Source organism: Brevundimonas sp. AVps31 (genome assembly GCF_058681355.1).
Genome location: NZ_CM178736.1, coordinates 649,754 through 662,817 on the forward strand (window position 1 = coordinate 649,754; position 13,064 = coordinate 662,817).

The following is a 13,064-nucleotide window of genomic DNA, read 5'->3' on the forward strand; positions in this document are numbered from 1 at the left end:
ATCCCAACTCGATGACGACCGAGCCGAAGAGCAATACCGAAGCCGATTTCGCCGCCCTGCGCGCGCGCCTGCACAAGGCGATCCCCGGCGGCGCCCACACCTATTCGCGCGGCGACGACCAGTTCCCTTCCATCGCCCCGCCGGTGCTGAGCAAGGGCAAGGGCGCCTATGTATGGGACACCCACGGCAACCGCTATCTCGACTACGGCATGGCGCTGCGGGCGGTGACCATCGGCTATGCCGACGAGCGGGTGAACGCCGCGGCGATTCGCCAGATCGAGAACGGCGTGAACCTGACCCGCGCCACCGAGATCGAACTGGAGGCCGCGGAGCTGATCTGCGACCTCATCCCCTGCGCGGAGATGGTGAAGTTCGGCAAGAACGGCTCCAACGTCACCACCGCGGCGGTGAAGATCGCCCGGTCCTACACCGGCCGCCGCTACGTCTGCGTGCCGCGCCAGCATCCCTTCTTCTCGTTCGACGACTGGTTCATCGGCGTGACCGCGATCAAGCGCGGCACGCTTGAGGATCAGGCGGCGACCACACTGGTCTTCGACTACAACGACATCGGTTCGCTGAAGGCCCTGTTCGACCAGTATCCGGACCAGATCGCGGCGGTGATGCTGGAGCCGTCGACGCACATCACGCCGTGCGGCGCCTGCCCCAATCAGGCCGACTGGCCGTCGACGCCCTGCCGCGCCTGCCCCAATACGACGGGCAATTTCCTGCAGCAGGTCAAGGCGCTGGCCCACGCCAACGGCGCGCTGTTCATTCTGGACGAGATGATCACCGGCTTCCGCTGGCACCTGAAGGGCGCTTCGGCCTTCTTCGGCGTGGAGCCGGATCTGGCCACCTACGGCAAGGCGATGGCCAATGGCTTCTCGCTGGCCGCCGTGGTCGGCAAGCGCGAGTTCATGGAGGTCGGCTCGATCGACAAGCCCGGGATGGAGCGCACCTTCCTGCTGTCCTCGACCCACGGCGCGGAGATGCCGGCGCTGGGCGCCTTCGTCGAGGCGACCCGGATCAACGCGGCCGAGGACGTGCCCGGCCACCTGTGGGCCTATGGCGCGAAGCTGAAGGCGGGGCTGGCCGAGGTCGCGGGCCGTCACGGCGTGCAGGATCATATATTCATGGAAGGCCCGGCGATCGCGCTGAACTATGTGACCCGCGACGCCTCGGGCGCGCCGTCCCTGCCGATGCGCACCCTGTTCTCGCAGGAGATGCTGAAGCGCGGCGTGATGATGCCCTGGCTGGCCATTTCGCAGGCGCATGGCGAGACCGAACTGGCGATGACGCTGGACGCCTTCGACGGCGCGCTGGCGGTCTACAGACAGGCGCTGGACTCCGGCGTCGAGACGCGGCTGAACGGTCCGGCGATCAAGCCGGTGTTCCGGACCCACAACTGATGACCGACGCTCCCGCCTTCGCGTCCACGCGGCTGGACGGCCAGGTCGCCCTCGTCACCGGCGGGGCGGGGATCCTTGGCCAGCTCTTCTGCCGGGCCCTGGCCGAAGCGGGTGCGCAGGTGGCCGTCGTCGACCTGTTCGAGGAGGCCGCCGTCGACGCCGCCGCCGCGATCGGCGGCGCCTGCGCGGGCTTCGGCTGTGACGTGTCGGATCCGGACTCGGTGCAGGCGGCGGTGGACGCGGTGATGGCCCGGTTCGGGCGGATCGACGTGCTGGTCAACAACGCGGCCACCAAGACCGCGGACGTGCGCGCCTTCTTCGAACCGTTCGAGACCTACAGCCTGGACGTCTGGCGCGAGGTGATGAGCGTCAACATCGACGGCATGTTCCTGATGGCCCAGGCTGTTGGCAAGGAGATGCTGAAGGCCGGTCGCGGCGGGCGGGTGATCCAGACGGCCTCCATCTACGGCCTCGTCGGACCCGACAGCCGCATCTACGAGGGTTCGGACTATCTGGGCGGGCCGATCAATACGCCGGCGGTCTATTCCGCATCGAAAGCCGCCGTCGTGGGCCTGACCAGATGGCTTGCGACCCACTGGGCCGACAAGGGCATCCGGGTGAACTGCCTCGTTCCCGGCGGCGTCTCCAGCGGCCAGAACTCCGTGTTCGGAGACAACTACGCCGCCCGGGTGCCGATGGGCCGGATGGCGAAAGGCGAGGAGATGTGCCCGCCCCTGCTGTTCCTCGCCAGCGAGGCGTCATCCTATGTGACCGGTCAGGTGCTGGCCGTTGACGGCGGCTGGACCGCCTGGTGACCCCCCAGCGCAGGCGCGACCTGTTTCTGGTCGGGGTGAAGCTGGTCGACGTGGGCGCGCGCGCGGCCTTCGTCCTGACCGCCACCTACGGCCTGCAGATCGCGCAGGCGGGCCGGTTTGGCCTGATCGCGACCCTGGTCGGCCTGTTCGCCTTCGCCTTCAACTTCGAGCGCCACATCGACATCCAGCGTCGGTCGGCCGGCGAGGATCACGGCGTTTTCGACCGCTATGTCGTGCAGGCCCTGAAATTCTTCGCCTTCAACTGGGCGATCATGGTCCCGCTCTTCGTACTGGCGGTGCTGCTGTGGACCCACGCGAGCGTGCTGATCCTTCTGCTGGCGGTGATCGTGGTGGTCGCCGAGCAGCTGTCAAACCAGGCCTATCAGTACGCCCTGATCAACCACCGCTACTATCCCATGCTGGTGGTGGTGGCGGCCAAGAACAGCCTGCTGGCGGGGGTGGTGCTGTACCGCGCCCTGTTCGCCCGCGACGGCTTCGACCTGCTGTTCGTCATGCAGCTGTGGGCGGTCGGGGCGGTGCTTTGCACCCTCGGGCTGGCGGTGATGTTCGCCCGGTTGAACGCGGCGGCCAGGAAGACCGAGCCCTTCCATTTCGGGGTCGATATCCTGGGCCAGCACAGGGCGTCGCTGACCCATTTCCTGATCGGCCTGATCGCCATCCTGATCCTGCAGTTCGACCGGCTGGCGGTCGGCGGCCTGATGAGCTTCGAGCAGACAGGCCAATATTTCCGACACACCCTGCTGGTGTCGTTCGCTTACCAGGCCTTCAACATCGCCTCGTTCAACCGGATCACCCCGGCCATCTTCGCCGAGGCCAAGACGCAGGGGGTCCCGCACCTGCGCGCCCGGGTGCTGCGCGAATATCTGAAGACCCTGATCGGCGTGCCGCTGCTGCTGCTCCTGGCCTGGGGCGCAGACCGGCTGACAGCCGGGGTCTGGTCGGAGCGGTTCCACCTCAGCCTGGCCCTGATGGCCCTGCTGCTGCTGGGCTTCGTCCTGCGGGCGGCGGCGGACTTCCACGCCCTGATCCTGAACGCGCGCCATGACGAACGGCACATCCTCGCCGCGCAAGGCGCAGCCTTTGCGGTGGGGGCCGTCCTGCTGGTGTTCCTGACGTGGCGGTTCGGGGTATATGGCGCCGCTTTCGCCACCATCGCCACCTCGGCCCTCTACCTTGTGCTGGTCAGCCGGGCCGTCCGAAGACTGCAGCCATGACCACCGCCCTGATCTACGCCATCCATCGAACCCACGACTGGTGGACCTGTGTCGGCGCCCATCTGGGCTTCGACAAGGTGACGGTGCTGACCGACCGTCGCGATCAGGGCGACGCCTCGATCACCGATGCCTACTACGCCGCCTATCGCAGCCGGTACGCCGCGCGCGACACCGCCTCGTCGCTGCTCGGCGCCGCCGAGGTGGTGGACGTCATCGCCCGCTGCCGGGTGCTGCGCTGGCTGCCGATCCGCAAGGCGTCAGCGATGGCGCTGGCCATGGCCGACGCCATGGCGGCCCAGTTGGACGCCGTCCGGCCCGACTATGTGATCAGCTTCCCGATCGACAACTACAATCAGGATGTGCTGGCCCGCCTCGCCCGCAAGCGCGGCCTGCCCTATTTCGAAGTGACGGCCAGCGCCCTGCCCGGCATGTGCATGCTGATGCACCGGGGCAGGCTGATCACGGCCCAGGCCGAAGCGGACCCGGCGGCGGTCGAGGCCCGCATCCGCGAGATCGCCGACCCGCTGTTCACCCCCGCCTATGTGCAGGGACAGGCGGCCTACACCTCCGCGCGCTTCCTGAAGACGCTGGCCTATTTCCGTATGCGCGCCGTCTTCTTCCAGCTGTACGCCTGGGCCCGGCGAGACCGGCTGAACACCCACTATCTCGACGCCCAGCCCTGGCTCGGCCACAAGGCGAAATGGTCGGACGTGCGCGTGACCGGCATGGTCGAGCCTGACTGGGAAGCCAAGGTCGAGGCCTTCCCGAAGGCGAAGCGCGTCCTCTACGGGCTCCAGCTCTTCCCCGAAGCCGCCATCGACTACTGGATCGACGACCTCGATCTGGTCCGGCACGAGGATGCGCTGGTCGAGATCGCGCGCGGCCTGACCGCCGCCGGCTATCAGATCATCGTCAAGGACCACCCGCTGCAGTTCGGCTTTCGCCAGACCCAGCTTCTGGAACGGCTGAAAGCCTTTCCGAACGTGGTCATCGTTCCCTATGAAGTCAGCGGCAACGCCTTGCTGGCGCGCTGCGGCGTCAATGTGACCGCGACCGGGACCCTTGGCCTGCAGGCCGGGCTGCTGGGCAACATCTCGATCACGGGCGAAGCCTATTACGTCACCGCGGACGATTTCGTGGTGCTCCGCACCGCCGAAGACCTGAAGACCTTGCCGCAAGCCCTGGCCGAACGCGCGCCGCCGACCTCCCTGCACGACCGTCAGGCGCGCATCATCGCCAACCTGCTGCAAGGCAGCTTCGACGCCGACTTCTTCTCGTTCAAGGATTTCGACCCGGCCAACCCGGACCCGGCGACCGCCGAGCTGGGCCGTCGGCTGGGCCAGCAACTGCGCCTGCTGGGCCCCGAGGGCGAGGACTGGCACGGGCGCCGGATGCCACGGGGCGGCGGCAGTCATGATGGCTCGCCACTGAACTGAAACGCTCGCGATGCTTTCCGGCTTGGCCTCGACGCGAAAGAGAGGCATTTGAAATCACGAAACTCCCCCGCCGTACCGACAGGAGCCCAGGTGCAAGATATCCTCGAAAAGATCGCACCCTATCCCAGCCTCCATGCCGTCGTGGTCGAAGTGCTGCGCGTCTGGCCGGAGCACCGCCGCTATTGCGAGCAGCGTTTCCGCGATGACGAGGACGCCTTCCTGCAACGGACAGAAGAGTTCGCGACCCTGGCCCTGACCAATGTCGGCGATCAGCTGTCGCGCTACGTCGAGGACTATCGCTGGATGTGCGAGCGCTTCCTGGAGGAGGAAATCTTCTTCCAGCGCGAGGGCCGCTATCGCCTGTCGACGTTCAAGGAGGCCTATGACGAGGTCTACAGCGACATCGACTACATGTCGAAATACGTCCGCGGCATCCTGATTTCGCAGATCATCTGGGACCCGCACGCGAAGGCGTTCGACGCTTTCCGGGAGGAGTTCCTGCCGTCCCTGCCCGAGGGCTCCAGCTATCTGGAAGTCGGCCCCGGCCACGGCTTCTTCCTGTATTTCGCCTCGCAGCGCGCCAACATCGCCCGCCTCGAGGCGTGGGATGTCAGCCAGGCCAGCATCCAGGAAACCAAGGCGGCGCTCGGTCATCTGGGCGTCACCCGCGAGATTTCGATCATTGAGCAGGATGTGCTCAAGGCGCCCAGCCGCCATGAGGAGTTCGACGGCGCCGTGATCTCGGAAGTGCTGGAGCATCTCGAGCGCCCCGACCTGGCCCTGCAGAGCCTGCGGGCGGCGCTGAAGCCCGGCGGCCGCATCTTCATCAACGCCCCCATCAACAGCCCGGCGCCGGACCACATCTACCTGTGGAGCACGACCGAGGAATTCGCCGCCTTCGTCGAGGCGCAAGGATTCAAAATCGAGGTCGCCCACTACCTGCCGGTGACGGGCTACACCCTTGAGCGGGCGAAGAAGCACAACGTCAGCATCTCCTGCATCGTCATCGCTTCGCGCACCTGACACGCGGTCACCGGGTCCGGATTGCTTGACCTTCCGGGCCCGCTTTGGCTAGGTGACCATCGATTTCGTTCCGCAGATCGGAGCCGTTCGGACGCCGTGATTTGGCGGATACGAAATGGCATTGAGGATCCGCCCATGTCCGCTTCAGGCTATCTCGACGTCGAGCCCCGGGCGGGCGTCGAACCCGTGTCCGCCATCGGCTGGACCCCGGCCCTGATCGATTATGAGCGCCATGCCGCCTATGGCGAGCTGATCGCCCGCCCCTCGCTGAAGACCCGGCTGGAAGCCAACGCCATCTTCGCCGTCAGCATGGCCAAGCTGCTGTTCAAGCGCCTGATCAAATACGAGTTCATCCCGTTCGACGTGCGCACCGACAGGTCGCTGGGCGGACGGCTGAAGTTCGCCGGCGCGGCCCTGCGCAACATGGCGCGGGGCGACGATCGCGCCCGGCGCCAGAGCGCCGCCGCCAAGGGCGGCGCAGGCCGTCTGGCCGACCACGGCATCCACGTCGTGACCATGCCGACCGACCGGTTCGAGGCGCTGGAAACCGTCGCTTCGGACGAGTTCGCGCGGCTGGCCGCGCGCCGGGGGAAGTCGAACGGTCAGCGCGGGTTCGAGGAATCGCGCGGCCAGGCCAGCCGGAAAGCCCAGAGCGACCTCTACGACATCGTCGAGACCACCCTGCGCGAGGCCGGCGTCCTGGATGTCGCCTCCGCCTATCTCGGTCGCCCCGCCACCCTGGTGGACGTGAATCCGCAGATCAACGACGTCACCGACACCTTCTGGCGCGACATCTTCCCGGACGCGGAACTGACCACCCTTCCGCCGACGGCCTACTGCCACCGCGATGCTTCGGGCGGCGACCTGAAGGCCATCTTCTACATGAGCGATGTGGACGACCGCGCCGGTCCGTTCAGCTACGTCGTCGGCTCGAACCGGATGACCATCAGTCGTCTGGACGACCTGATCTGCGAAGCCAATGACTCGAACGGTCTGGCCGGCACCACCCCGGAAGCCCGTGCCCGTTTCGCCGCCCTGCCGAAAAAGCTTCGCCAGAAGGGCGCCTTCGGCAACGACCTGACGCCCGATTCTCCCCTCGGCCGCGAAATCGGTCAGGGTCTGTGGAAGGTCACGGCGGGCAAGGGCTCCATCGTCCTGTTCGACACCAAGGGAATCCATCGCGGCGGCATGGTCGAGCACGGCGAACGCCGGGTCATCACCTGCGTGATCGGATGACGGCGCGCATCGCTACGCGGCAAAAGGCAGACGCATGAAGTTCCATCCCGCCGTGCTGATGCTGTTCTCGTGGCTCAGCGCCTACGCGATCTTCTTCATTCTGCCGTTCCGGCTCGAATCCCGGGTGATGACGCCTTACGGCTTCCTCATCACGGCGATCTTCCTGGCGACCTTCTGCGTGGCCTCCCTGGCCGCCTCGCGGCCGATGGAGCAGCGTCCCTGGAAGCCCAACGTCGTCGTCAACTTCCGCCGCGCGGACCAGGTGCTGATGATCGCCTGCCTGATCGCGGTCGGCGCCTTCCTGATCGATACCTCGGACAGCAATGTCTTCGATCTGGCGGCCTCCTACGCCGCCCGCTCGGGCCGGGCCAGCGACCTGCTGCAGGGCGCCCAGTCGGACAGTTCGATCTGGTTCCAGATCGGCTTCCTCTTCTACCCGGCCGGTTACATCTATCTGACGCGTGAGATCGGCTTCAAGCGCCGGCCCGAGCTGTGGCGGATCGCCGTCTTCGGCATGGCGCCGTCCATCCTCGCCGCCCTGTCGATGGGCGGTCGCGGTCCGATGTTCTTCGCGGTCGTCTACGCCGTCCTGGCCTATTTCCTGCGCCAGCAGGTCTTCCCGATGCCGAAGCGCAAGCGGCGCCGGCGTCTCGGCGCCGCTCACCACCGGTCCCTGCCCGCAGCGGCCCCGGGGACCTACAGCACGCTTCGCACGCAGCCCAAACGCAACCTGGTCTTCCGGTTTGGAACGGGCTCGAAGCTGGCCATGGGCCTCGCCGCCTGTGGGGCCATGATGTATTTCGTGCTGGTCTTCATCGCGCGCGCCGAGGGCGCCGGCGGCGTCGAGGCCGCGCTGGGCGACGTGGGCCTGAACTGGGGCGTCAGCTTCAACGGCCATTTCGCGAACCTGTTCTATTCCACGCTGGGCGGCGAAGGCACCTACATGGTCTTCGTCTTCTCCTGGTACTGGATCCAGGGCATCGTCATGTCGAACCAGATTTTCACCGACTATGACGGTCCCATGCTGCTGGGGACCTACGGGGTCGATCTGGTCTCGGCCCTGATGCGCCGCCTTAACGGCGCCTTCGTCGCGGACGGCTTCTCGACCCTGCTGAGGATGAACGTCTACGGGTTCGTGCCCTCGGCCTTCGGCTCGCTGTACGTCGACCTGAAGTTCATCGGCCTGATCCCCGTCGCGCTGTGGGGCTATCTGACCGGTCTGGTGTACCGCAAGATCAAGGGCGGCGTGGATCCGCGCTACATGCTGCTGGCGCCGTTCGTCAGTCTGGGCATCGTGATGAGCCTGAACAACACGCCCATCGGCCTCTCCAACGGACTGATGCTGCACGTCTGGCTTCTGGTGGCCTTCTTCCTGGCCAAGCCCCGCCTCGTCGGTGCCCGGGCTTCCGCGCCGGCGGGGCGCGCCGGCCCCGTCGTCAGCGCGTCGATCGCAGGGCCGGCGACGCCGCCAGATCCTGCGCCAGCCGCGCGCTGAGCACAGGCCACAGCCGGGGTTCGGTGTGGCCGGAATCGAAGAAATTCTCGTCCGCGTCGAAGGCCCGCAGCGAGATGAAATCGACCGACGGGTCGCCTGCGTACGGCGTCAGCAGGGCCTGAACGCCTGACTGGTAGGAGCCGTCCGCCACCGGCACCCCGGCGCGGTGCCAGCCCGGCAGGGGCAGATCGACGATCACCACCGCATCGCCGTGCGCCCGGATCATGGCGATGAGCGCGGCCATCCGGCGGAACTCGTCCGCCGGCAGGGTGCGATCGCCGCCCGCCTCGGCCAGACGCTGGGCCAGCAAGGCCTGCTGAACGCCGAGCGGCACGGTGACGGCGTCGAGGTCGCGCTGCTCGCCGATATGTTTGACCCATCGGGCCAGGGGGTCGCCGCCGCGGAAGCGATCGACCACGGACTTGATGAGCGGCAGCCGCGGGTTGGCGAAGATGGCGGTGAAGCTCCGGCGGGGCAGGCTGGCGGCTACGGCCTGGGGTCGCATCACCGCGTTCAGCACCTCATCCGCCATTTCCGGCTCGTGCGTCCGCAATGCGCCGTTCTCGCGCGCATAGAGACCGCCCCGCATCGCTTCCGTCGCCAGCGGATTGTCGACGCCCTGCGGGAAGCTTTTCGGCACGAACTGAAGATAGGTCAGGGCGAAGACGAAGACCGTCCGGCCCGATCCCGGTCGGCGCTCCTGATAGTAGAGGTCGACCGCATCGCCGAGCTCGCTGACGGCGGCGCCGCTCAGGGCCGCATTGGCCACCTGCCAGCCGGGCAGGCGGGGCTGCATCAGCTCGGGGCGGAAGGGATCGCGCGCGGTCGAGGCGCCCAGCACGACCACCCGGTCGCCCGGTTCCTCGAACGCGCGCTTGTTGAGCACGAAATAGCGGGCCTCGTTTACCCAGCCCCGCTGGGTCGTGTTCGCCAGCTGCGTATCGAAGTGAACGGGGCGCCACGGCAGGGAGAGCCCTGACGCAAGGATCAACGCGCCGTATCCGACGAGTGCGCAGACAACCGAGACGACGAGCCATTTCCAGAAGTGGGTCACGTCAGAACGCCTGATAAACGAAGTCGGAGGAGGAGTTCAGCAGGGGCACGGCGAAGACCAGAAGCAGCATCAATCCCGCCAGCACCAGCACGCGCACCACGGTCGCCCGACCGGCCCGCGCCCAGACGCCGTCGATCCTCGGCCACAGCCGGGTCAGCACGAGGATCGGCATGGCGAAGGCGACCGACATGACCACCAGCGTCAGTCCGAAGGCCAGCGCTCCGCCCGCGCCCAGCAAGGCGCCGATGCCGGGCACGGCGATCCAGAACGGCGTCAGGCTGAGCGACACCCAGGCCAGGGTCAGTCCCCGCGACGCCCACAGATAGGCGGGGCGCTTCGTCAGCGCCTGATACGGCTTCTTGCCCAGCCGCCGGGTCATCTCGACCTGATACAGCTTGTTCAGCGAGATGCCGGTCCCCAGCAGCACGCCGGTCAGCAGGTATTCCCACGACGATCCGTGCCAGAAGCCCAGCACCACAAAGGTGATGAACAGGGCCAGCACGCCAAGATAGGGCATGGCCTTCACCGAGGTGATCCGGCCCATCATCAGCTTCAGCAGCGGGTTGAAGAAATAGACCCGGAACCACTCCGACAGGGTGATGTGCCAGCGCGACCAGAAGTCCTGGAAATTGGTCGCCATGAAGGGGCGGTTGAAATTCTCGGGCAGGACGATCCCGAACAGCCGACCGACCGCGATGGCCATGTCGGTGTAGCCGGAGAAGTTCGCGTAGAGGAACAGCAGGTACAGCCCCGCCGCGAAGGCGTAGAGGCCGGCGATCATGACCCATGGGCCGCCCGCCGCCACCGCCGCATCCAGCCGCCCGGCGAACATCCCCTGCACCATCAGGATCAGTTCACCGACGACCGCCACCTTGGCGAATCCGGTCAGGAAACGGCGCAGGGTTCGCCAAGCGTCGTCGGCGTCCATGCCCGCAGGCTGGTCCAGATCCCGCTCGAACCTCTCGTAGCGATTGATCGGTCCGGACAGGAAGGCCGGGAAGAAGAACAGATAGGCCAGATAGCGCGGGAAAGACGGTCGCCCCTGCGCCCCGTCCCCGACCTCGAGCACCAGATGAAGCAGGCGGAACAGGATGTAGGACAGCCCCACCACGGCGTATTCGAACGGCACGGGCGGCACGGCGGCGACGAACGGATACCGTTTCAGCCAGATGAAGACCGCCACCAGCACCAGTACGCTCAGCGACACCGCATGGCCGACCTTGCGCCGCTCGACCAGCATCAGCGCGCCATAGCCGGCCAGCACGAAGGCGATGAGCGGGACCGCCGCCAGCGGGGAGGCGATGAAGCTGGCCGCGAAAACGGCGTTCAGGACGATCAGGAAATTGGTCCGCCACGCCCCGCGCAACGGCTGCGCCAGCAGGGCGGCGATCAGCACGAAACCCAGGAAGGCCTCAGAGGTGAACTGCATCTCTCTCCCCCGTACGCCCGCTAGGCCTGCGCGGCGGCTGGGCGCACGATCTGCATGGGCAGGGCCGTCTCGGCCACGTCCGCGAGCGTCAGGCGCCAGACCGTCTCACCCCCGTCCGTCTCGTCGATCTTTTCGAAGCCCAGTTTTTCGTAGTGCTTCGCGACCATCATGTTCTTCTCGCTGGGAATGAAGCGACCGATGAGGCCCTTCGCCCCCGCCGCCTTCGCTTCCCGCGCCAACTCGGCCAGCACGGCCTCATCGACGCGGCGGCCCAGCACCCGGCAACTCATCAGCCAGGTGTCGATCTCCCAATCCTCGGCGCCGCGCTCCGCGATCACCACCGAGATCATGCCGTTGTCGCCGAACACGTCGGCCAGCCGCACCTGAAGGGTGAAGCGGGCCGGATCGGCCTCGGCCTCCGCCACCTGCGCCTCGGTATAGCGGCGGGTGGTCAGGTTGAACTGGTTGGACTTGTTGATCAGTTGCGAGATGCGCGATCGGCCGACCGCATCGAACGGCTGGAACGTGGCCACCATCTCCAGCGAGGCGTGATAGGCGTCCAGCGACCCCGCACTGCCCTGGAGCTGAAGCCGTTTGGCGTTCTCCTTGTAGAAGCCCGAGCGTTTGCGGTCGTCGTCCGAGAAGGCCACCGCCTCGAAATAGCCGCCCGCGTTCAGCGCCCGCGCATAAAGGGCGGCGTCCGCGGGAAGTTCGGGCACGGCGATCTCGGGATGGGCGCCGCGCACCTGATGCCGTTCGGCGGGATTGTCATCAAGGAAGACCAGCGCGTCGCGGCCCAGCGTCAGGGCGTCGGCGATCGTCGCCAGATTGGTCGCCTTGTCGATCCAGTTAGCCTGGAAGACCGCGATATGGTCCTCCTTCAGCAGCATGTCGGCATGCTCGCGGAACGGCAGGCGCGCCGCCGCATCCTCGTTCTTGGACGACACGGCCAGCACCACGCCCCGCCCGTGCAGGTCCAGGGCCGCGCGCTGCACCGACAGGTGCGCCTCGCCGAGGCCCGAGCCCTGGCCGATGGCGATGCCCTCCAGACCGTCGTCGCCGATGATCCCGCCCCAGACGGTGTTGTCGAGGTCCAGCACCAGCGTCTTGCGGCTCTTGCCGCGCACCGCCGCGATCACCCGCGCCACGTGCTCGGCATAGACGGGCGCGAACTCCTGCGCGAAGGGCAGCTTGCCGATGTTGCGCATGACCGGGTCATGCCAGGCGTCGAGGCCGAGCGTCTCGGCCAGACCGGCGATATCGACCAGAAGTTCGTCATCGGGCAGGCTGTCGGCCAGTCGCCGGTTCAGTTGATCCACCAGCCAGCGATGGGTGCCGGGAAGCCGGAAATCATAGCTGCCGAACAGGGTCTCGGGCAGGCGCGGCGCGGTCTGCCAGATCAGCGCCGCCTTCGTGTTGGCGCGCAAACCCTGACGGATCAGATCGAACTGGGCCAGCACGCCGTTCAGCGTCGCCTCGGCGCGCTCACTGTCGCCCGGCGTGCCCGCCAACGGCAGGCCGTGCACGTCCACGGCGATCAGGATGGCGTCGAGGTCGGCGGTCGCCAGCAGCGAGTCCGGGTCCAGCGCCTCCTGCACGATCTGGCCGAAGGGCGCCTCGACGACCTCCATCGCCAGCCCGTAGCGCAGGGCCGTGGCCTCCAGCGCGGGGGCCACCAGCGAGGTGGTCGAGTTGCTCAGCAGGCCCAGCCGGAAGGCGCCCAGCGGCCTGAGCGACCGCCCGTCCTGCCGCGCCTTGCGCAGGGCCTTGGCCAGACGGTTCAGCCCGTTGATGTCCAGCGCATGGTTGGCCAGCAGCTTCAGCTCGGGCGCCAGTGCGCCCTCGCCCGCCTGCGCGGCCTTCAGCCGGTCGGCGAAATCCGCCGGCTTCGGCGGAAGCCAGAACAGGTTGCCGCGATCACTCATTCTGTGTCCG

At 67.1% G+C, this 13,064-nt stretch carries 10 protein-coding genes; 7 read left to right on the forward strand and 3 right to left on the reverse strand.

The annotated features are described in order from the left end of the window. Window positions 1-11 precede the first annotated feature (11 nt). The 7 genes from ACW174_RS03080 (at window position 12) to ACW174_RS03110 (ending at window position 8,646) form a co-directional block, all read left to right on the forward strand. On the forward strand, window positions 12-1,406 hold the full coding sequence (locus ACW174_RS03080; RefSeq protein WP_492016232.1) for a glutamate-1-semialdehyde 2,1-aminomutase: 1,395 nt from the start codon (window positions 12-14) through the stop codon (window positions 1,404-1,406). Next, window positions 1,406-2,221 (forward strand): SDR family oxidoreductase, encoded by an 816-nt coding sequence (locus ACW174_RS03085; RefSeq protein ID WP_492016233.1) that lies wholly within the window; start codon window positions 1,406-1,408, stop codon window positions 2,219-2,221. The genes ACW174_RS03080 and ACW174_RS03085 overlap by 1 nt, the downstream gene beginning before the upstream one ends. Next, complete coding sequence (locus tag ACW174_RS03090; RefSeq protein ID WP_492016234.1) at window positions 2,218-3,456, forward strand: lipopolysaccharide biosynthesis protein; 1,239 nt, start codon at window positions 2,218-2,220, stop codon at window positions 3,454-3,456. Before ACW174_RS03085 ends, ACW174_RS03090 begins: the two co-directional genes overlap by 4 nt. After that, a complete protein-coding gene (locus ACW174_RS03095; RefSeq protein ID WP_492016235.1) occupies window positions 3,453-4,892 on the forward strand; it encodes a capsular polysaccharide export protein, LipB/KpsS family in 1,440 nt (479 codons plus the stop codon). Before ACW174_RS03090 ends, ACW174_RS03095 begins: the two co-directional genes overlap by 4 nt. Before the next feature lie 90 nt (window positions 4,893-4,982). Continuing rightward, on the forward strand, window positions 4,983-5,915 hold the full coding sequence (locus ACW174_RS03100) for a class I SAM-dependent methyltransferase (protein WP_492016236.1): 933 nt from the start codon (window positions 4,983-4,985) through the stop codon (window positions 5,913-5,915). Window positions 5,916-6,050: 135 nt separating this feature from the next. Beyond that, window positions 6,051-7,151, forward strand: coding sequence for a hypothetical protein (locus ACW174_RS03105; protein WP_492016237.1), 1,101 nt, complete (start codon window positions 6,051-6,053; stop codon window positions 7,149-7,151). A gap of 34 nt (window positions 7,152-7,185) precedes the next feature. Beyond that, complete coding sequence (locus ACW174_RS03110; protein ID WP_492016238.1) at window positions 7,186-8,646, forward strand: oligosaccharide repeat unit polymerase; 1,461 nt, start codon at window positions 7,186-7,188, stop codon at window positions 8,644-8,646. Here the strand turns inward: ACW174_RS03110 and ACW174_RS03115 are convergent. The 3 genes from ACW174_RS03115 to ACW174_RS03125 are packed head-to-tail and all read right to left on the reverse strand — an operon-like array spanning window position 8,588 to window position 13,054. Further along, window positions 8,588-9,700 carry a hypothetical protein gene (locus ACW174_RS03115; RefSeq protein WP_492016239.1) on the reverse strand — a complete coding sequence of 371 codons (1,113 nt, stop codon included), beginning with the start codon at window positions 9,698-9,700 and terminating at the stop codon, window positions 8,588-8,590. The genes ACW174_RS03110 and ACW174_RS03115 overlap by 59 nt on opposite strands. A 1-nt stretch (window position 9,701) precedes the next feature. After that, entirely contained in the window at window positions 9,702-11,129 is a 1,428-nt protein-coding gene (locus tag ACW174_RS03120; protein ID WP_492016240.1) for an MBOAT family O-acyltransferase, read from the reverse strand. A gap of 20 nt (window positions 11,130-11,149) precedes the next feature. Next, window positions 11,150-13,054, reverse strand: a complete 1,905-nt coding sequence (locus tag ACW174_RS03125; RefSeq protein WP_492016241.1) for an HAD-IIIC family phosphatase — start codon at window positions 13,052-13,054, stop codon at window positions 11,150-11,152. Window positions 13,055-13,064: the final 10 nt, after the last annotated feature.

Coding starts and splice junctions, on each gene's coding strand:
- ACW174_RS03105 (WP_492016237.1), top strand. CDS start 6,051: ATGTCCGCTTCAGGCTATCTCGACGTCGAGCCCCGGGCGGGCGTCGAA.
- ACW174_RS03080 (WP_492016232.1), top strand. CDS start 12: ATGACGACCGAGCCGAAGAGCAATACCGAAGCCGATTTCGCCGCCCTG.
- ACW174_RS03120 (WP_492016240.1), bottom strand. CDS start 11,129: ATGCAGTTCACCTCTGAGGCCTTCCTGGGTTTCGTGCTGATCGCCGCC.
- ACW174_RS03095 (WP_492016235.1), top strand. CDS start 3,453: ATGACCACCGCCCTGATCTACGCCATCCATCGAACCCACGACTGGTGG.
- ACW174_RS03110 (WP_492016238.1), top strand. CDS start 7,186: ATGAAGTTCCATCCCGCCGTGCTGATGCTGTTCTCGTGGCTCAGCGCC.
- ACW174_RS03085 (WP_492016233.1), top strand. CDS start 1,406: ATGACCGACGCTCCCGCCTTCGCGTCCACGCGGCTGGACGGCCAGGTC.
- ACW174_RS03125 (WP_492016241.1), bottom strand. CDS start 13,054: ATGAGTGATCGCGGCAACCTGTTCTGGCTTCCGCCGAAGCCGGCGGAT.